At 45.1% G+C, this 18,305-nt stretch carries 15 protein-coding genes; all 15 read left to right on the top strand.

The genetic code is table 11. The features are described 5' to 3' along the window. Positions 1 to 18: 18 nt before the first annotated feature. The 15 genes from frr to tilS all read left to right on the top strand — a co-directional run bounded on the left by frr (position 19) and on the right by tilS (position 18,292). A complete protein-coding gene (gene frr, locus AB4154_RS05670; RefSeq protein WP_017060741.1) occupies positions 19 to 576 on the top strand; it encodes a ribosome recycling factor in 558 nt (185 codons plus the stop codon). 98 nt (positions 577 to 674) lie between these two features. Further along, positions 675 to 1,427, top strand: a complete 753-nt coding sequence (locus AB4154_RS05675; RefSeq protein ID WP_017063364.1) for an isoprenyl transferase — start codon at positions 675 to 677, stop codon at positions 1,425 to 1,427. Positions 1,428 to 1,442: 15 nt separating this feature from the next. Further along, a complete protein-coding gene (locus AB4154_RS05680) occupies positions 1,443 to 2,285 on the top strand; it encodes a phosphatidate cytidylyltransferase (protein WP_017063365.1) in 843 nt (280 codons plus the stop codon). A 51-nt stretch (positions 2,286 to 2,336) separates the two neighbouring features. Continuing rightward, on the top strand, positions 2,337 to 3,545 hold the full coding sequence (gene ispC / locus AB4154_RS05685) for a 1-deoxy-D-xylulose-5-phosphate reductoisomerase (protein ID WP_372122437.1): 1,209 nt from the start codon (positions 2,337 to 2,339) through the stop codon (positions 3,543 to 3,545). After that, positions 3,542 to 4,900, top strand: coding sequence for a sigma E protease regulator RseP (rseP, locus tag AB4154_RS05690; protein ID WP_017066403.1), 1,359 nt, complete (start codon positions 3,542 to 3,544; stop codon positions 4,898 to 4,900). Before ispC ends, rseP begins: the two co-directional genes overlap by 4 nt. Before the next feature lie 48 nt (positions 4,901 to 4,948). Then, positions 4,949 to 7,354 (top strand): outer membrane protein assembly factor BamA, encoded by a 2,406-nt coding sequence (gene bamA / locus AB4154_RS05695; protein ID WP_017069384.1) that lies wholly within the window; start codon positions 4,949 to 4,951, stop codon positions 7,352 to 7,354. Positions 7,355 to 7,381: 27 nt separating this feature from the next. Then, the gene (locus AB4154_RS05700; RefSeq protein ID WP_017056311.1) at positions 7,382 to 7,882 is read left to right on the top strand and encodes an OmpH family outer membrane protein; all 501 of its coding nucleotides are present in this window, start codon (positions 7,382 to 7,384) and stop codon (positions 7,880 to 7,882) included. A gap of 5 nt (positions 7,883 to 7,887) precedes the next feature. After that, entirely contained in the window at positions 7,888 to 8,919 is a 1,032-nt protein-coding gene (lpxD, locus tag AB4154_RS05705) for a UDP-3-O-(3-hydroxymyristoyl)glucosamine N-acyltransferase (protein ID WP_017063368.1), read from the top strand. A gap of 93 nt (positions 8,920 to 9,012) precedes the next feature. Next, positions 9,013 to 9,465, top strand: a complete 453-nt coding sequence (gene fabZ / locus AB4154_RS05710) for a 3-hydroxyacyl-ACP dehydratase FabZ (RefSeq protein ID WP_009847408.1) — start codon at positions 9,013 to 9,015, stop codon at positions 9,463 to 9,465. Position 9,466: 1 nt separating this feature from the next. Further along, positions 9,467 to 10,255, top strand: coding sequence for an acyl-ACP--UDP-N-acetylglucosamine O-acyltransferase (gene lpxA, locus AB4154_RS05715; RefSeq protein ID WP_017069381.1), 789 nt, complete (start codon positions 9,467 to 9,469; stop codon positions 10,253 to 10,255). Positions 10,256 to 10,384: 129 nt separating this feature from the next. Next, positions 10,385 to 11,581: a lipid-A-disaccharide synthase gene (gene lpxB / locus AB4154_RS05720; RefSeq protein ID WP_372122439.1), complete on the top strand. Its 1,197-nt coding sequence runs from the start codon at positions 10,385 to 10,387 to the stop codon at positions 11,579 to 11,581. A gap of 33 nt (positions 11,582 to 11,614) precedes the next feature. Then, a complete protein-coding gene (gene rnhB / locus AB4154_RS05725) occupies positions 11,615 to 12,235 on the top strand; it encodes a ribonuclease HII (RefSeq protein WP_017063371.1) in 621 nt (206 codons plus the stop codon). Between the two features lie 113 nt (positions 12,236 to 12,348). After that, on the top strand, positions 12,349 to 15,828 hold the full coding sequence (dnaE, locus tag AB4154_RS05730) for a DNA polymerase III subunit alpha (protein WP_372122441.1): 3,480 nt from the start codon (positions 12,349 to 12,351) through the stop codon (positions 15,826 to 15,828). A 45-nt stretch (positions 15,829 to 15,873) separates the two neighbouring features. Further along, a complete protein-coding gene (accA, locus tag AB4154_RS05735) occupies positions 15,874 to 16,833 on the top strand; it encodes an acetyl-CoA carboxylase carboxyl transferase subunit alpha (protein ID WP_017060731.1) in 960 nt (319 codons plus the stop codon). Between the two features lie 124 nt (positions 16,834 to 16,957). Next, complete coding sequence (gene tilS / locus AB4154_RS05740; protein WP_372098325.1) at positions 16,958 to 18,292, top strand: tRNA lysidine(34) synthetase TilS; 1,335 nt, start codon at positions 16,958 to 16,960, stop codon at positions 18,290 to 18,292. Positions 18,293 to 18,305 lie beyond the last annotated feature (13 nt).

Below are 18,305 nucleotides of genomic sequence, written 5' to 3' on the forward strand. Positions count from 1 at the left end.
CATAATCAAGGTGAAATTGTGATTAACGAAATCAAAAAAGACGCTCAAGAGCGCATGGTAAAAAGTGTTGATGCACTAAAAAACAGCCTGCAAAAGATTCGTACAGGCCGTGCGCACCCGAGCCTACTTTCTGGTCTTACTGTTGAGTACTACGGTGCTCCAACGCCTTTGACTCAAGTAGCTAACGTTATCGCTGAAGATGCACGTACACTAGCTATTACAGTGTTTGATAAAACACTGACTCCTCTAGTTGAAAAAGCAATCCTGACATCTGACCTAGGCCTAAACCCTATGTCTGCTGGTACGGTTATCCGTGTTCCACTTCCACCGCTAACGGAAGAGCGTCGTAAAGACCTAGTTAAAATCGTTCGTGGCGAAGCTGAAGGTGGCCGTGTTGCTATCCGTAACATCCGTCGTGACGCGAATGGCGATCTAAAAGCACTTCTTAAAGATAAAGAAATCTCTGAAGATGAAGATCGTAAAGCACAAGACGAAATTCAAAAGCTAACTGACGCTGCGGTTAAGAACGTAGACGAAGTTCTAGCTGTTAAAGAAAAAGAGTTGATGGAAGTTTAATTTTCCATATTCTTTTCTTTCCGGAAAAACGCTGTACTCACGGTGCAGCGTTTTTTTATGCTACTCTGTTCGACTATTAGAATTTGATTCACTCTTTTATGCATAATTCTCAAGCGTTCACAGACTCTCTTCCTAAACACATTGCTATCATTATGGATGGTAATGGTCGCTGGGCAAAAGCTCAGGGCAAGCCTCGCGTCTTTGGCCATAAAAACGGTGTTCAAGCCGTTCGTAAAACTATCTCTTCTGCAGCCAGACTTGGCATTAAAGCCGTTACTCTTTTTGCATTTAGTAGCGAAAACTGGCGTCGTCCTGAAGAAGAAGTCGGTATCTTGATGGAACTGTTTATTTCAGTGCTGTCGAGTGAAGTTAAAAAGCTTCATAAAAATAATCTACAACTTCGTGTTATTGGTGATAAAAGTCGTTTCAATGATCGACTACAAAAGAAGATAGAAGAAGCGGAAGCTTTGACTAGCACCAATACGGGTATGGTTATTAATATTGCAGCTAACTACGGCGGTAAGTGGGATATTCAGCAAGCAATGACCTCTATTGCTCAACAGGTAAAGTCTGGTGATATTAATGTAGATGACATTGATGAAGCTATGATTACACAGCACCTGACAATGGCAGATATTCCTGAAGTCGATCTACTTATCCGTACCAGTGGCGAATGCCGCATTAGTAATTTTATGCTTTGGCAGTTGGCTTACGCCGAAATGTATTTCACTGAACAATTCTGGCCAGACTTTAATGAAGACAGCTTAGTAGAAGCTGTGACTTGGTTTGTTAACCGTGAGCGTCGTTTTGGATGCACCGGTGAGCAAATTAAAGCTCTGATGGACAGTTAATAAGGATTTTTTGGTTTGAAACAACGAATTATTACGGCGTTGATTTTAGCTCCCCTAGTTATTCTAGGTATTTTCGAGTTATCACTTCCTACATTTATTCTTTCACTAGCGGTAATCTCGCTATTGGGTTTTTGGGAGTGGACTCAGTTTGTTGAAAGCAAATCACGTTATGTAGCGTTGATTCCAACGGTTGTGGTAAGTGCTGCAAGTTTTGCTTTTATCCCTTTTGATGCATTTAGCCTTAATAACTTGTCTACTGCTCACTACGCCATTCTAACGATTGGCTCGATTTGGTGGGTAATCGCGAGTGGCATGGCGGTGACTTATCCTAAGTCTATGCCTGCATGGAAAGACTCTTCTCTTCTTCGTCACGCCTTTGGTGTGCTGACTCTGCTGCCATTCTTCTGGAGTGTGGTTATCCTGCGTGCTAACGGTATCGATGCTGATCCTTACCACGGTGCTAAACTGGTGATGTTTGTTTGCTTGCTTGTTTGGGCTGCAGATAGCGGCGCATACTTTTCAGGAAAGAGTTTTGGTAAGCGTAAAATGGCACCAGCGGTAAGCCCTAATAAGACGATTGAAGGTCTTATCGGTGGCATTATTACTGCGGTGATCGTGGCTTGGATCTTTGCTGACTTGTTTGACATCCAATTCACAAGCCCACTTCACATGATTGTTATTACCCTTGTGACCGTTGTTATTTCTGTTCTAGGTGACCTTGTTGAAAGCATGTTTAAGCGTGTTTCTGGGGTGAAAGACAGCAGTAATCTGATTCCTGGTCATGGTGGTATACTAGATAGAATAGATAGCTTAACGGCTGCATTCCCTGTCTTTGCTCTGCTTTATTTAGCATTCTAATAAAAAAGGGCAGTGATTCTGCCCTTTATTACATTTCTACGGTCATATGTGATGCGAAATCTAACTATCCTTGGCGCTACCGGCTCAATTGGTGCAAGTACACTAAAAGTCGTTGAGCAAAACCCAGATCTCTATTCAGTGGTTGCACTGGCTGCAGGCTCGAATGTTGAAAAGATGCTGGCGTTAGTTGAAAAGTGGCAACCAAGCTATGTTGCTATGGCTTGCTCTGATGCAGCGTCTCAACTGACTGAAGTGTTGTCCGTGAGTTACCCTAACGTAAAAGTACTTTCAGGCACTGAAGGCATGTGTCAGGTTGCTTCTCTAGAGGAAGTGGACACGGTAATGGCCGCGATTGTTGGTGCCGCTGGTTTACTTCCTACTATGTCTGCGGTTAAAGCGGGCAAGCGTATCTTGCTTGCAAACAAAGAAGCTTTGGTGATGTCTGGGCAGTTGTTTATCGACGCCGTGGAAAAATACGGTGCAGAGCTGCTTCCTGTCGATAGCGAGCATAATGCTATTTTCCAATGCCTTCCGCAGAACGTACAAACTAACCTAGGCCGCTGTAACCTTGAAGAAAACGGCATTAACCATATTCTTCTGACTGGTTCTGGTGGTCCTTTCCGTTATACCGATGTGGCTGAACTCGAATCAGTGACTCCTGAACGCGCAATTGCACACCCTAACTGGTCTATGGGGCCTAAGATCTCTGTCGATTCTGCGACTATGATGAATAAAGGGCTAGAGTACATTGAAGCGAAATGGCTATTTAATGCTTCTCAGGAGCAGTTAAAGGTCATCATTCACCCGCAGTCTGTGATTCACTCGATGGTCCAGTACAAGGATGGCTCTGTACTTGCTCAAATGGGCGAACCGGATATGGCGACGCCAATCGCTTTGACGATGTCTTACCCTGAGCGCACTGAAGCGGGTGTTAAGCCTCTGGATTTCACCAAAGTGGGCGAGCTTACTTTCCTAGAACCCGATTTTAGCCGTTATCCATGTTTAAGATTAGCGATTGAAGCGTGCTACCGAGGTCAGCACGCTACAACCGCAATTAACGCAGCAAACGAAATTGCAGTCGATGCTTTCTTGAACAATCGAGTGAAATTTACCGATATTGCCGTCATTAACGAGCATGTTATGAGCAAAGTATGTGAACAACATAACTCTGAGGGCTTAGATAGCTTGGAAAGCCTTCTCGAGCTCGATAATATGTCTCGTCAAATAGCCATTCAATTTATTAAAGAGCAGCTAGCATGAGTGGAATTCTGTGGAACTTCGCATCCTTTATTGTAGCGCTTGGTATTCTGGTCGCTGTCCATGAGTTTGGACACTTCTGGGTTGCTCGTCGTTGTGGTGTGAAAGTTGAGAAATTCTCGATTGGTTTTGGTAAATCGATCTGGAGCAAAGTAGGCCGAGATGGTACGGAATACAGCTTGTCCGTGATTCCATTGGGCGGTTACGTAAAAATGCTCGACGGTCGTGTCGATGACCTATCAGAAGATGAGCAGCAGTACGCGTTTGATAAAAAGCCATTGTGGAAGCGAACCGCGATTGTTGGCGCTGGACCAGCGTTTAACTTCATCTTTGCTGTGTTTGCATATTGGTTAGTATTTTTGATCGGTGTGCCTGCAGTTAAGCCCGTGATTGGTGAGGTAACTCCACAATCTATTGCTGCACAAGCCGGAATTGAAACTGGAATGGAACTTAAATCTATTTCAGGAATCAAAACCGCAGATTGGGAATCAGTCAATATGGGGTTGATATCGCACATTGGTGATCAATCCATGACAGTGACGGTTGCTTCTCAAGACGACATCGGCTTTGAGCAACAAATGACATTGGATATTTCAGACTGGTCGTTCAACCCAGAAACTGAATCTGCAATGACAACGCTGGGCTTTAGACCGTATTCTCCAGAGATATCGACCGTACTGGCTCAAATCATTGATGATGGCGCTGCATACGATGCAGGTCTTGAAGCTGGCGATAAAATTGTTGAGATTAACGGGCAACCTATTGAACAGTGGCAGTCGGTTGTTGAGTTAATTCGTGCTAATCCAATGACATCATTGGACTTGGTCGTATTGCGAAATGGTGCCGAGCAGTCATTGGTTATGACACCAAAAAGTCGAGAGCTTTCTGATGGTTCGACAATCGGCTATGCAGGTATTGCTCCGGAAGTCGCAGAATGGCCAGAAGATTATCGCTTTGAGTTACAATTTGGTGTAATTGAGTCTGTAGGAAAAGCATTTGATAAAACAGGTCAAATCATTGGATTGACACTGACAATGCTTAAGAAGCTCATCGTTGGTGATGTTGGCTTAAACAACTTGAGTGGCCCTATTTCAATCGCTAAAGGTGCAGGTACAACCGCCGATTATGGTCTGGTTTACTTCTTGGGCTTTTTGGCTCTGATTAGTGTTAACTTAGGGATTATTAATTTGGTTCCGCTGCCTATGCTTGATGGCGGACATTTGCTGTTTTTCGCTATTGAGGCCGTTACTCGTAAACCGGTACCTGAGAAAGTTCAGGAAATGGGATACAGAGTGGGAGGGGCAATCCTCTTCTCATTGATGGCTCTGGCAATATTTAACGATTTTACTCGTCTGTGAATGGTTTCTCACAGGCATTGGTAGTAGCAAGGAATAATTAGAATAAGTATGGCGATTAAGCAAATTCTGTTCGCAAGTCTATTGGCCACTAGTGTGGCTGCGAACGGAGCACAAAACTTTGTAGTTCAAGATATCAAGATCGAAGGTTTACAGCGTGTTGCACTTGGTGCAGCTCTACTGAAAATGCCAGTACGTATTGGCGATGAAGTAGATGAAAGCGATGTGTCTGAGATCATTCGTGCATTGTATGCTTCGGGCAACTTTGAGGACGTTAAAGTACTTCGTGATGAAGGTGTATTGATTGTTCAAGTTCAAGAACGACCGACCATCGCAAGCATCTCATTCTCTGGTAATAAAGCGATTAAAGAAGAACAGCTTCAGCAGAACCTAGATGCGTCTGGTGTTCGTGAAGGTGAAGCCCTTGACCGTACTACGCTGAGTAACATTGAAAAAGGCCTTGAAGATTTTTACTACAGTGTTGGTAAGTACAACGCGACAGTAAAAGCGGTTGTGACACCTCTGCCACGTAACCGTTCTGACCTTAAGTTTGTGTTTACTGAGGGCGTATCCGCTAAGATTCAGCAAATCAACTTTATCGGTAATGAAGTCTTCTCTGACTCTGAACTGCTTAGTCGTTTCAATCTGAATGTTGATGTTGCATGGTGGAATTTCCTTGCGGATGAAAAATACCAAAAGCAAGTATTAGCCGGTGATATCGAAGCGCTGAAATCTTACTACCTTGACCGTGGTTACCTTAAGTTTAAGGTTGACTCTACGCAGGTGGCGATCTCTCCAGACAAAAAAGGTGTTTACATCACGCTTGGCCTCGATGAAGGCGAAGCCTACACCGTTAAAGATGTCTCTTTCCGTGGTGAATTAATCGGTCGTGAGGCTGACTTCGAAGCGTTAGTGCCATTCGAAGACGGCGATACGTACAACGGTTCTTCGGTAACGTCTTTGGAAGAGAACGTAAAACGAATTCTTGGTGAATCTGGCTACGCGTACCCACAAGTTCGCACGATTCCTGAATTTGACGATGAGACCAAAGAAGTGTCGTTGGTTATCAATGTAGAAGCGGGCAGCCGTATCTATGTTCGTGATATTCGATTCACGGGTAACAACTCAACGAAAGACGAAGTACTGCGTCGTGAAATGCGTCAAATGGAAGGCAGCTGGCTTAACTCTAAGTCCATTGATACCGGTAAGAGCCGTCTTAACCGTTTAGGTTTCTTTGAAACGGTTGATGTACAAACAGTGCGTGTTCCTGGCAGTGAAGACCAAGTTGATTTGGTTTACAACGTTAAGGAAGCGAACTCAGGCAGTATCAACTTTGGTGTCGGCTACGGTACTGAATCTGGTGTGAGTTTCCAAGTTGGCCTGCAACAAGACAACTTTGCGGGCTCTGGTAACCGTGTTGGCGTAAGTGCCATGATGAACGATTACCAAAAAAACGTGAGCTTAGACTACCGTGACCCATACTGGAACCTGGATGGTGTGAGCTTAGGCGGTAAGATCTTCTACAACGAATTTGAAGCCTCTGAAGCGGGCATCGTCGACTATACCAACCAAAGTTATGGTACGAGCTTAACCTGGGGTTTCCCTATGGATGAGCTGAACCGCATTGAGTTCGGTGTTGGCTATACGCACAACAAGATCGGTAACGTACCGACTTATATCCAGGTTGAACAGTTTGCGAGAAGTATCGACCAATACGGTGATGAGCACATCTTAACTGATGACTTCGATATCAATATCTCTTGGACGCGTAACAACTTGAACCGTGGTTTCTTCCCAACAGAGGGTAACCACCAACGTGCTTTCGCTAAAATGACGGTACCAGGCTCTGATGCTCAGTACTTCAAAATGCAGTACGATGTAAAACATTACATCCCGCTGACCAAAAAGCATGAGTTCACACTATTGATGCGCGGCCGATTAGGCTATGGTAATGGTTATGGTCAAACAGATGGTAACGATAACTTGTTCCCATTCTACGAGAACTACTACGCAGGTGGTTTTACAACCCTACGTGGTTTTGGCTCTAACTCAGCTGGCCCGAAAGCCGTTTACGGCAGCAGCACAGGTAATAACCCAACCTATGATACCGCTACTGATGATTCAGTGGGTGGTAACGCGGTTGCCTTAGCAAGCTTAGAGTTAATTGTACCAACGCCGTTTGCTTCTGATGAAGCGCGCAGCCAAATTCGTACCAGTGTCTTCTTCGATATGGCAAGTGTATGGGATACCGAGTTCGTAGACCGTGGCGCACCTAACAGTGGCGGCCAGTACTACTACGATTACTCTGATCCAACAAATTACCGTTCATCTTATGGTGCAGCCCTTCAATGGATGTCACCGATGGGCCCACTGGTTTTCTCTCTAGCGAAACCAATTAAAGTTTACGAAGGTGATGATGAGGAATTCTTCACATTCACCATTGGTAGAACTTTCTAATATTTAAAGGACAATATTTTGAAAAATATGATTAAAGCAGCAGGTTTAGGCCTTGTAGTTCTTAGCTCTTCTTTCTTTGCAACAGCTGCTGAAGCTGCGCAAAAAGTGGGTTATGTAAACACTGCACAAGTATTCCAGGCTCTACCTCAGCGTGAAGTTGTTCTTCAAAAAATGCAGGAAGAGTTCAAAGACAAAGCAGCTGAGCTACAGAGCATTCAAGCTGAAGCTAAAACGAAGATTGAAAAGCTTAAGCGTGATGGCGAGCTACTAGGTCCTGACGAAGTTGAGAAGCTACGTATCGAAGTAGGCCAACTAGACAGCAAGTACAAAATCAAAGCTCAAGCACTAGAAAAAGCAAGCCAACGTCGTGAAGCACAAGAGAAGCAGAAGCTATTCAAAGTGATTCAAGATGCTGTAACGAAAGTTGCAGAGAAAGAAGGCTACGACATGATCGTTGATATTCAAGCTCTGCAATACGGCAAGCCAGAATACAACATCTCTGAGAAAGTAATTAAAGCACTGAAATAAGTTTTATGAAGAATCTGACTTTAGCCGAATTGGCAACGATTACCGGGGGAGAGCTACACGGAGATGGTACAATTACCGTTTCAGCAGTCGCTCCGATGGATAAAGCGCAAGAAGGTAACATTACGTTCCTTTCTAACGTGAAGTACAGCAAGCACCTAGGTGACTGTAAAGCGTCCGCTATTATGGTTAAAGAGAGTGAGCGTCAACTGTGCAAGACTAACGTGATTGTGGTTAATGACCCTTATGTTGCTTTTGCTAAAGTTGCTCAAGCGCTTGATACTACTCCTGCTCCCGCAGCGGCTATTGCTGATTCTGCTTCAATCTCTAGCGAAGCAACCATTGGACAAAATGTGTCTATTGGCGCGAACGCTGTGATTGAGTCTGGTGTAGTACTTAGTGATGATGTGATCATCGGTGCTGGTTGCTTTATTGGTAAAAATGCAAAAATTGGCGCAGGCACTAAGCTGTGGGCTAACGTAAGTGTTTACCATGAAGTTGTGATTGGTGAAGGATGTCTGATCCAATCAAGTACTGTTATTGGCTCTGATGGCTTTGGCTATGCGAACGAGAAAGGTGAGTGGGTTAAGATCCCGCAAGTGGGTTCTGTTCGCATTGGTAACCGCGTAGAAATCGGCGCGTGTACTACCATTGACCGTGGTGCATTAGATGACACAATCATTGAAGATAACGTTATCTTAGATAACCAACTTCAAATTGCTCACAATGTTCACATCGGATATGGTTCTGCTCTTGCGGGTGGTACTATCATCGCAGGCAGCACGACGATAGGTAAGTACTGTATTATTGGTGGCGGCAGTGTGATTAATGGTCACATTGAAATCGTTGATGGCGTTACAATCACCGGTATGGGGATGGTAATGCGCAGCATCACTGAGAAAGGCATGTACTCTTCAGGTATTCCTTTACAGCCAAATAAAGATTGGCGTAAAACAGCAACGCGTGTTCATCGAATTGATGAAATGAACAAGCGTTTGAAAACTGTTGAAAAACTTATCGAGAAGAGCGCGGAATCATAATTCCAGCATTTCTAATAAAAGGCTCGCGTACAGCGAGTCTTTTTCGTTTATAATCCTTCTAATTAAATAAAGAATATATATAGGAATACGACTTTGACTACTGAACAGACAACGATGAACATTACTGAAATTCAGGAACTATTACCTCATCGCTACCCATTCTTAATGGTTGATCGTGTGACTAGCTTTGAAAAAGAAAAAACACTGACTGCGATTAAGAATGTCTCTGTTAACGAACCTCAGTTCACAGGCCACTTCCCACAACTTCCTGTATTCCCAGGCGTGTTGATCTTAGAAGCAATGGCACAAGCAACAGGCCTTCTAGCATTTAAATCTTTTGGTGCGCCTTCTGGCAACGAGCTTTACTACTTTGCAAGTGTTGATAAAGCAAAATTCCGTAAGCCAGTAGTACCTGGTGACCAACTGGTTATCGAAGTTGAATTCTTAAAAGAACGTCGTGGCATCGCATCGTTTAATGGTGTTGCTAAGGTTGACGGCGTAGTTGTATGTTCAGCTGAACTTAAATGTGCTCGTAGAGAGTTTTAATATGATTCATGAAACAGCGAAAATTCACCCGGCAGCAGTAATCGAAGGTGATGTAACTATCGGTGCTAACGTGACGGTTGGGCCTTTCACTTACATTGCTGGTAACGTGACAATTGGTGACGACACTGAAGTGATGTCGCACGTTGTGATCAAAGGTCACACAACCATTGGTAAAGAAAACCGTATCTTCCCACACGCTGTTATCGGTGAAGAAAACCAAGATAAGAAATACGGCGGCGAAGACACAACAGTTGTGATCGGTGATCGCAACGTAATTCGTGAAGCGGTTCAAATCCACCGTGGTACGGTTCAAGACAAAGCAACCACAGTGATTGGTGATGACAACTTACTTTGTGTTAATGCTCACGTAGCGCACGATGTTATTGTTGGTAACCACACTCACATTGGTAACAACGCTATTCTTGGCGGTCATGTAACGGTTGGCGACTACGCTGGTGTTATGGCACTTTCTGCGATTCACCCATTCTGCTCAATTGGTGCTTACGCATACATCGGTGGCTGTTCTGCAGTTGTTCAAGATGTACTGCCGTACGTGCTTGCACAGGGTAACCACGCGGCTCCATTCGGCCTTAACCTAGTAGGCTTGAAGCGTAACGGATTTGAGAAACCTGAAATTCGTGCACTACAGAAAGCGTACAAAGAGCTATACCGTTCAGGTAAAACACTTGAAGAAGCGAAAGCGGCTTTAGTGGAAATGGCAAAAGAGTTTACTTCGGTAGTTCCTATGCTTGAAATGCTAGAGAACTCTGAGCGCGGTATTATTCGTTAATACTCGATGTGGTTATGTACCAATCCGCGTAAGTATGACAATAATTACTTAATCAGATTGGTATAACAAAAAGATCGCTAATCATTAGGCGATCTTTTTTGTTTTAGGCAAGAAGGGAATTGGAAAACTATGGCACAGCAAGAAACAGCAACCAACAGCACAGACTTTGTTTCGATTGAACCACTGCGCGTAGGTATCGTTGTCGGAGAACTCTCTGGTGACACGCTTGGCGAAGGTTTTATCAAAGCAATCAAATCGCAGTACCCGAACGCTGAATTCGTGGGTATTGGCGGACCAAAAATGAAGGCGCTTGGTTGTGAGTCTCTTTTCGAGATGGAAGAGCTGGCTGTCATGGGCTTAGTTGAAGTACTTGGCCGTTTACCTCGCTTATTAAAAGTGAAAGCAGAGCTGGTAAAGTATTTCACTCAAAACCCGCCAGATGTGTTTGTGGGTATCGATGCGCCTGACTTCAACCTAAGACTTGAACTCGATCTTAAGAACGCCGGCATTAAAACGGTTCATTACGTGAGCCCTTCCGTGTGGGCTTGGCGTCCTAAACGTATCTTTAAAATCGACAAAGCAACCGACTTGGTTTTGGCCTTCCTGCCATTTGAGAAAGCGTTTTATGATAAATACAACGTTGCCTGTGAATTTGTTGGTCACACGTTAGCTGATGCTATTCCTTTAGAACCAAGCAAACAAGATGCACGTGAGCTGTTAGGCTTAGATCAAGACAAGCAATGGTTAGCTGTATTGCCGGGTAGTCGTGGTGGTGAGATGGGTTTGATTGCTCAACCATTTATCGAAACTTGCCAACGTATCAAGCAGAAGTATCCGGATATCAATTTTGTTGTTGCGCTCGTTAACGAACAGCGTAAAAAGCAGTTTACTGAAATCTGGCAATCGACCGCACCTGAGCTTGGATTCACGTTAGTCGAAGATACGGCAACCAACGTGATTACCGCCGCTGATTCTGTGCTCTTGGCTTCAGGTACCGTGGCTCTTGAATGTATGTTGCTTAAACGCCCTATGGTGGTTGGTTACAAAGTAAATAAGCTGACGGGTTACATTGTTAAGAAATTGGCGATCACTGAGTTTGTGTCACTGCCGAATATTTTGGCTGGTGAAGAGATCGTGAAAGAGCATATTCTTGAAGAGTGCCACCCAGACTTTTTGTTCCCGTCTGTCGATAAAATGCTATCAGCCGATAACAGTGCCTTGATCGAACGCTTTACCGAGATGCATCACTGGATCCGTAAAGACGCAGACAAACAAGCCGCTAACGCAGTATTGAAATTGATTGACCGACCTTTTGTTGAAGCATAAAGCGCTTACTTACAGAATATTAAGAGATTAGTTATGGCAGTAAAAGAGAAAAAAGAGCTTCCTCCATTTGAATACCCGCAAGGCTACCAGCTGTTTGCTGGCGTGGATGAAGTAGGACGTGGCCCTTTGGTTGGCGACGTGGTGACTGCTGCGGTTATCCTCGATCCAAACAACCCAATTGAAGGCTTGAACGACTCAAAGAAATTATCTGAGAAAAAGCGTCTTGCGCTGCTTCCAGAAATCAAAGAGAAAGCTTTAGCGTGGTCTGTCGGTCGTTGCTCTCCACAAGAAATTGATGAGTTGAATATTCTGCAAGCGACGATGGTAGCTATGCAGCGCGCTATCGCAGGTTTGAGCGTTCAACCTGATATGGCGTTGATAGATGGAAACCGTGTCCCAGAACTGCCGATGGATGGTCTTGCGATTGTGAAGGGTGACTTGCGAGTGGCTGAAATCAGTGCGGCGTCTATTATCGCAAAAGTCGTTCGTGACCAAGAGATGGAAGATCTTGATAAACTTCATCCAGAGTTTGGTTTTGCTAAGCATAAAGGTTACCCGACCAAAGCGCATTTCGAAGCGATTGAAAAACATGGTGTAACCGAGCATTACCGCAAGAGCTTTAAGCCAGTAAAACGTATTCTTGGTATAGATTAGAGCTTTACGTTAACTAGAGCTTGGCATCTAATAAAGTTGCTAACTTGTATTAGAAAAAAATAGAATACACACAGTTGTAATCCTAGGCTCAAACCTAGAACTCAGGAAAAATAATGTCAGATCCAAAATTTGTTCACCTACGCGTACACAGTGACTTTTCGATGGTGGATGGACTATCCAAGGTGCCACCATTAGTTAAAAAAGTCGCTGAAATGGGTATGCCTGCTCTAGCATTGACCGACTTTACCAACCTGTGTGGTTTGGTGAAGTTTTACGGTACTGCCCATGGGTGTGGGATTAAACCTATTATTGGTGCTGACTTCTTGATGCAGTCTCCGGAGTTCGGTGACGAGTTGACCAAGCTCACCGTTATCGCAACGGACAACAAAGGTTATAACAACCTAACGCTACTTATCTCGAAAGCTTACCTTCGTGGTCACGTTCAGCATCAGCCTGTTATTGATAAAGAGTGGCTGATTGAGAATGCTGAAGGCCTGATCATTTTATCGGGTGCGAAGGAAGGTGAGATCGGTAAAGCGTTACTGAAAGGTAACCGTGAACTGGTTGCAAGCAATGTCAAGTTTTACAAAACATACTTCCCTGATCGTTTTTACCTTGAGCTGATTCGTACCGGACGTCCGGATGAAGAGTCTTACCTGCACTTTGCGTTGGAACTGGCTGAGCAGGAAGACTTGCCTGTTGTTGCAACCAACGAAGTAGTATTCCTAACTGAAGACCTGTTTGATGCCCATGAAATCCGCGTGGCAATTCATGATGGTTTCACTATGGTCGATCCTCGTCGTCCTAAAAATTACAGCGCGCAACAGTATCTTCGTAGCGAAGAAGAGATGTGCGAGTTGTTCTCCGATATCCCTGAAGCACTTGAGAACAGTGTTGAGATTGCTAAGCGTTGTAATGTAACGGTTCGTCTGGGCGAGTACTTCCTGCCTAACTTCCCAACGGAAGGTTTGGCGATTGAAGACTTCTTGATCAAGAAATCTGAAGAAGGCCTTGAGCGACGTCTAGCGTTCCTATTCCCAGATGAAAAAGTGCGTGCTGAGCGCAGACCGGAATACGATGAGCGACTCAAGATTGAGCTCGAAGTTGTTAACAACATGGGTTTCCCAGGTTACTTCTTGATCGTAATGGAGTTCATCCAGTGGTCAAAAGACAACGATGTGCCAGTAGGTCCTGGCCGTGGTTCTGGTGCCGGCTCTCTAGTCGCTTACGCCTTGGATATCACCGATCTCGATCCACTTGAATACGATCTACTTTTCGAACGTTTCTTGAACCCAGAACGTGTATCCATGCCCGATTTCGATATCGACTTCTGTATGGATAAGCGTGACCAAGTTATTGATCACGTGGCTGAAATGTACGGTCGTGATGCCGTTTCTCAGATCATCACCTTTGGTACCATGGCGGCAAAAGCGGTAATCCGCGATGTAGGCCGTGTACTGGGTCACCCGTTTGGTTTCGTCGATCGAATTTCAAAGCTTGTACCGCCAGATCCGGGTATGACGCTAGAGAAAGCATTCCTTGCTGAACCTGCATTGCCAGAGCTTTACGATGGCGATGAAGAAGTTCGTGAGCTGATCGATAAGTGTCGCATCCTTGAAGGTTGTACGCGAAATGCCGGTAAGCACGCGGGCGGTGTTGTTATCTCACCCACCACGATCACCGATTTTGCGCCAATCTATGCCGATGCAGAAGGTAACTTCCCAGTAACGCAATTCGATAAGAATGACGTTGAAACCGCCGGTTTGGTTAAGTTCGACTTCTTGGGTCTACGTACTCTGACCATCATCGATTGGGCGTTAGGCCTTGTAAACCCTCGCCTGAAGAAAGAAGGCAAAGAGCCGGTTCGTATCGAGTCGATTCCTCTTGATGACCAAGCGTCATTTAACCTATTACAAAATTCTGAAACCACCGCGGTATTCCAGCTGGAATCGCGTGGTATGAAAGACCTTATCAAACGTCTACAGCCCGACTGTTTTGAAGATATTATCGCATTGGTAGCCCTGTTCCGTCCGGGTCCTCTGCAATCAGGCATGGTAGATAACTTTATCGACCGTAAACACGGCCGTGAAGCGGTTTCTTACCCTGATGAAACGTGGCAACACGAATCGCTGAAAGAGACGCTAGAACCTACGTACGGCATCATCCTGTATCAAGAGCAGGTAATGCAAATCGCACAGATCCTTGCTGGCTATACGCTTGGTGGAGCGGATATGTTGCGTCGTGCGATGGGTAAGAAAAAGCCAGAAGAGATGGCAAAGCAGCGTGGTACCTTTAAAGAGGGTGCTGAAGCCAATGGTGTTGATGGCGAGCTGGCCATGAAGATCTTTGACTTGGTAGAGAAATTTGCGGGCTACGGCTTTAACAAATCTCACTCCGCAGCATATGCACTGGTTTCTTATCAAACGCTATGGCTGAAAACGCACTACCCAGCGGAATTTATGGCTGCGGTAATGACGGCAGATATGGATAACACCGAGAAGGTTATTGGCCTTGTTGATGAATGTTTCCGTATGAAGCTCAAGCTTTTACCACCAGATATCAACTCGGGTCTGTACCGCTTTAACGTGGATGAAGATGGCGCGATTGTTTATGGCATCGGTGCGATCAAAGGGGTCGGTGAAGGCCCTATTGAAGCGATTATTGAAGCGCGAAATAAAGGTGGTTACTTTAAAGACTTATTCGACTTCTGTGCACGTCTTGATCTGAAGAAGGTTAATAAACGTGTTATCGAAAAGTTGATTCTATCCGGAGCCTTAGATAGATTAGGTCCTCACCGAGCGGCGATGATGGCATCTTTGAAAGATGCGGTGAAGGCAGCGAGTCAACATCACCATGCCGAGTCTTTTGGTCAATCTGATATGTTTGGCGTGTTGACCGACGCTCCGGAAGAGGTTGAACACAAGTATACCCAAGTGCCTAAATGGCCTGAGAAGATTTGGCTTGAGGGTGAACGTGAAACGCTTGGTTTGTATTTAACGGGTCACCCGGTTAACGCTTACATCAAAGAGTTAGCGAAATACACTAGCTGTCGTTTGAAAGATGCCACGCCAACGCGTCGTGACCAATCACTAACAATTGCAGGCTTGGTGATTGCTGCGAGAGTGATGACGACGAAGCGCGGCACGCGAATTGGTTTGATGACACTTGATGACCGTTCGGGCCGAATGGAAGTGATGTTGTTCTCGGATGCGCTCGATCGCTACGCAGAATTGCTCGAAAAAGACAAAATTGTGGTCGTTTCCGGACAGGTCAGCTTTGATGATTTCAATGGCGGGCTTAAAATGTCCGCGCGCGAGGTCATGGACTTAGGAAGCGCCCGTGAGAAATATGCTCGTGGGGTGTCGATATCTATCAACCAATCCCAAATTAACGGTCAATTTTTTGAACGCTTTAGTCAAATCTTAGAACCTTATAGAGCCGGAACGGTCCCAGTCAATGTATACTACCAGCGTGCCGACGCTAGAGCGCGGTTAACATTGGGCACAGAATGGCGCGTGACGCCAAGTGATACATTACTAGACGAATTAAAACAGCTGCTTGGAAATAGCCAAGTAGAACTCGAATTTAACTAAAATTTAGCTTCGCGAATGCGGAGCTGAATCAACAAGGATTCATAGATGAGCCTGAACTTTCTAGAATTTGAAAAGCCTATCGCTGAACTTGAAGCAAAAATCGAAGCGCTACGTGACGTTTCGCGTCACGGTGGTGACACAGCGGTAGATCTAGACAAAGAAATCGAACAACTAGAGAAAAAAAGCTTAGAGCTTAAACAGAAAATCTTTAGTGACTTAGGTGCATGGCAGGTAGCTCAACTTGCTCGTCACCCTCAACGTCCTTACACCAAAGATTACCTGGAGCATGCATTCACAGAGTTTGAAGAGATGGCGGGCGATCGCGCTTACGCTGACGACAAAGCTATTGTGGGTGGTATGGCTCGTCTAAATGGCCGTCCTGTTATGGTTATTGGTCACCAGAAAGGTCGTGAGACTAAAGAGAAAGTGATCCGTAACTTTGGTATGCCAAAGCCAGAAGGTTACCGTAAGGCGCTACGTCTAATGGAAACTGCTGAGCGTTTCAACATGCCTATTATTACTTTCATCGACACAGCGGGCGCATACCCAGGTGTTGGTGCTGAAGAGCGTGGTCAATCTGAAGCTATCGCTAAAAACCTAAAAGTGATGGCTGGCCTTTCAGTTCCTGTTATCTGTAACGTTGTGGGTGAAGGCGGTTCTGGTGGTGCACTAGCGATTGGTGTTGGTGACTACGTGAACATGCTTCAGTACTCTACGTACTCAGTAATCTCTCCAGAAGGTTGTGCTTCAATCTTATGGCGCGATTCAGATAAAGCACCACAAGCAGCTGAAGCGATGGGCCTGATTGCTCCTCGTCTTAAAGAGCTTGAGCTTATCGACGAAATCATTCCTGAGCCTCTAGGTGGCGCGCACCGCGACCCTGCACAAACCGCTCAAAACATGAAAGACATGTTAGTTAAACAGCTAGAAGAGCTAGAGCAGTTTGATAACGAAACGCTGCTTGAGCGTCGTTACCAGCGTCTAATGAGCTACGGCTACTGCTGATAACTTGCCTTAGCGATAAGGCTAGCTATACGAACAAATGATGAAAGGGTTGGACTCAGTGCCAACCCTTTTTTATTATTAAAACATTATCCCTTAACACACGATCTCTTGGTTTATTAGCCTCATGACACACTTAATTGATACCTTCACATCTGTACTTGATCAAAGCGCGCTTAAGCCTTGTCGGTTGATCGTCGCTTTCAGTGGTGGTGTCGATTCACGAGTGTTGTTGGAGTTGGCTGCCCAATTCGCTAAGTCCCATCACATCGATTGCTGTGCGGTACATGTTCACCACGGCTTAAGCAACAATGCTGATTATTGGGCAGAGCAGTGCAAAACATGGTGTGATGCTGTGTCGGTATCCTTGTTCATTGAACGAGTCTCGCTAGATATTAGCCGTGGAGAAAGCGTTGAAAAGCTGGCTCGAGACGCGCGATACCAAGCCCTTAAAAAGCATATTAGACAAGGTGATGTGTTAGTGACAGGCCAGCACATCGATGACCAAGTCGAGACCTTCTTGTTAGCTCTTAAGCGTGGCAGTGGTCCGAAAGGGCTCTCTTCAATGGCGAAAGTGATGCCATTTTCAGGTGCTCATATCGTTCGCCCACTGCTGTCGGTGACGAGAACGGATATTGAAGGGGCGGCGCGCGATATGGCTTTAACTTGGATAGAAGATGAGAGTAATCAAGACGTTCGCTTTGACCGTAATTTTATTCGTCATCAAGTCACTCCGACACTGACCGAGCGTTGGCCTAGTTTTCGAGAATCGGTCAGTCGTAGTGCTCAGCTATGTGCAGAGCAAGAGTTACTGTTGGATGAGTTGTTAGAATCTCACTTACAACAAGCTTTGACTGAGAAGCACAGCTTAAGTATTGAGGTATTATCTCAGCACTCTGATTTACTGCGTGCACGCTTATTAAGAATGTGGCTGAGCCGCTGTAATCAACCGATGCCGAGCCAAAAGCAGCTCAAACTTATATGGGATGAGGTGGCATGTGCTCAGGCAGACGCCAACCCTAAGCTGGTGTTGAATGAGGTTGAGGTTAGACGTTTTAATCATCAGCTCTATGTCGTCAAAGAGACCAAAGACTTGTCGAACTGGCAAAGTGATATCTCGATGGAAGAGAGCTTAGTTTTGCCTGACGGTTTAGGGGAACTACACTTAACTTCAGCGGCGAGTGATGGTGTATCTAACCACTGTGATGCGCAACATTTTAGTCTCAACACAACGAGAGGAACACTGCGAGTGATATTTAACCCTGAGGGATTGTCAGCACACCCTGTTGGGCGCGGTCATAGCAGGAAGCTTAAGAAGTTGTTTCAAGAGTACCAAGTACCCAGTTGGTTAAGACGCAGAACGCCGATATTAATGGATGGCGATCGAGTGATCGCTGTTTTAGGCTTATTCGTAGATAAAAACTACGAAGGTCAAGATTGTGAAGCGCTTTGGAGCAAGTAGAAAAAGTTTATGT

This window comes from Vibrio sp. 10N.286.51.B11 (assembly GCF_041469245.1).
Taxonomy (GTDB): Bacteria; Pseudomonadota; Gammaproteobacteria; order Enterobacterales; family Vibrionaceae; genus Vibrio; species Vibrio crassostreae_C.

What these genes read in the sequence shown, in the direction of transcription:
- AB4154_RS05675 (WP_017063364.1), top strand. Translation starts at nt 675, where the DNA reads ATGCATAATTCTCAAGCGTTCACAGACTCTCTTCCTAAACACATTGCT.
- ispC (WP_372122437.1), top strand. Translation starts at nt 2,337, where the DNA reads ATGCGAAATCTAACTATCCTTGGCGCTACCGGCTCAATTGGTGCAAGT.
- rseP (WP_017066403.1), top strand. Translation starts at nt 3,542, where the DNA reads ATGAGTGGAATTCTGTGGAACTTCGCATCCTTTATTGTAGCGCTTGGT.
- bamA (WP_017069384.1), top strand. Translation starts at nt 4,949, where the DNA reads ATGGCGATTAAGCAAATTCTGTTCGCAAGTCTATTGGCCACTAGTGTG.
- AB4154_RS05700 (WP_017056311.1), top strand. Translation starts at nt 7,382, where the DNA reads ATGATTAAAGCAGCAGGTTTAGGCCTTGTAGTTCTTAGCTCTTCTTTC.
- lpxD (WP_017063368.1), top strand. Translation starts at nt 7,888, where the DNA reads ATGAAGAATCTGACTTTAGCCGAATTGGCAACGATTACCGGGGGAGAG.
- lpxA (WP_017069381.1), top strand. Translation starts at nt 9,467, where the DNA reads ATGATTCATGAAACAGCGAAAATTCACCCGGCAGCAGTAATCGAAGGT.
- lpxB (WP_372122439.1), top strand. Translation starts at nt 10,385, where the DNA reads ATGGCACAGCAAGAAACAGCAACCAACAGCACAGACTTTGTTTCGATT.
- rnhB (WP_017063371.1), top strand. Translation starts at nt 11,615, where the DNA reads ATGGCAGTAAAAGAGAAAAAAGAGCTTCCTCCATTTGAATACCCGCAA.
- dnaE (WP_372122441.1), top strand. Translation starts at nt 12,349, where the DNA reads ATGTCAGATCCAAAATTTGTTCACCTACGCGTACACAGTGACTTTTCG.
- accA (WP_017060731.1), top strand. Translation starts at nt 15,874, where the DNA reads ATGAGCCTGAACTTTCTAGAATTTGAAAAGCCTATCGCTGAACTTGAA.
- tilS (WP_372098325.1), top strand. Translation starts at nt 16,958, where the DNA reads ATGACACACTTAATTGATACCTTCACATCTGTACTTGATCAAAGCGCG.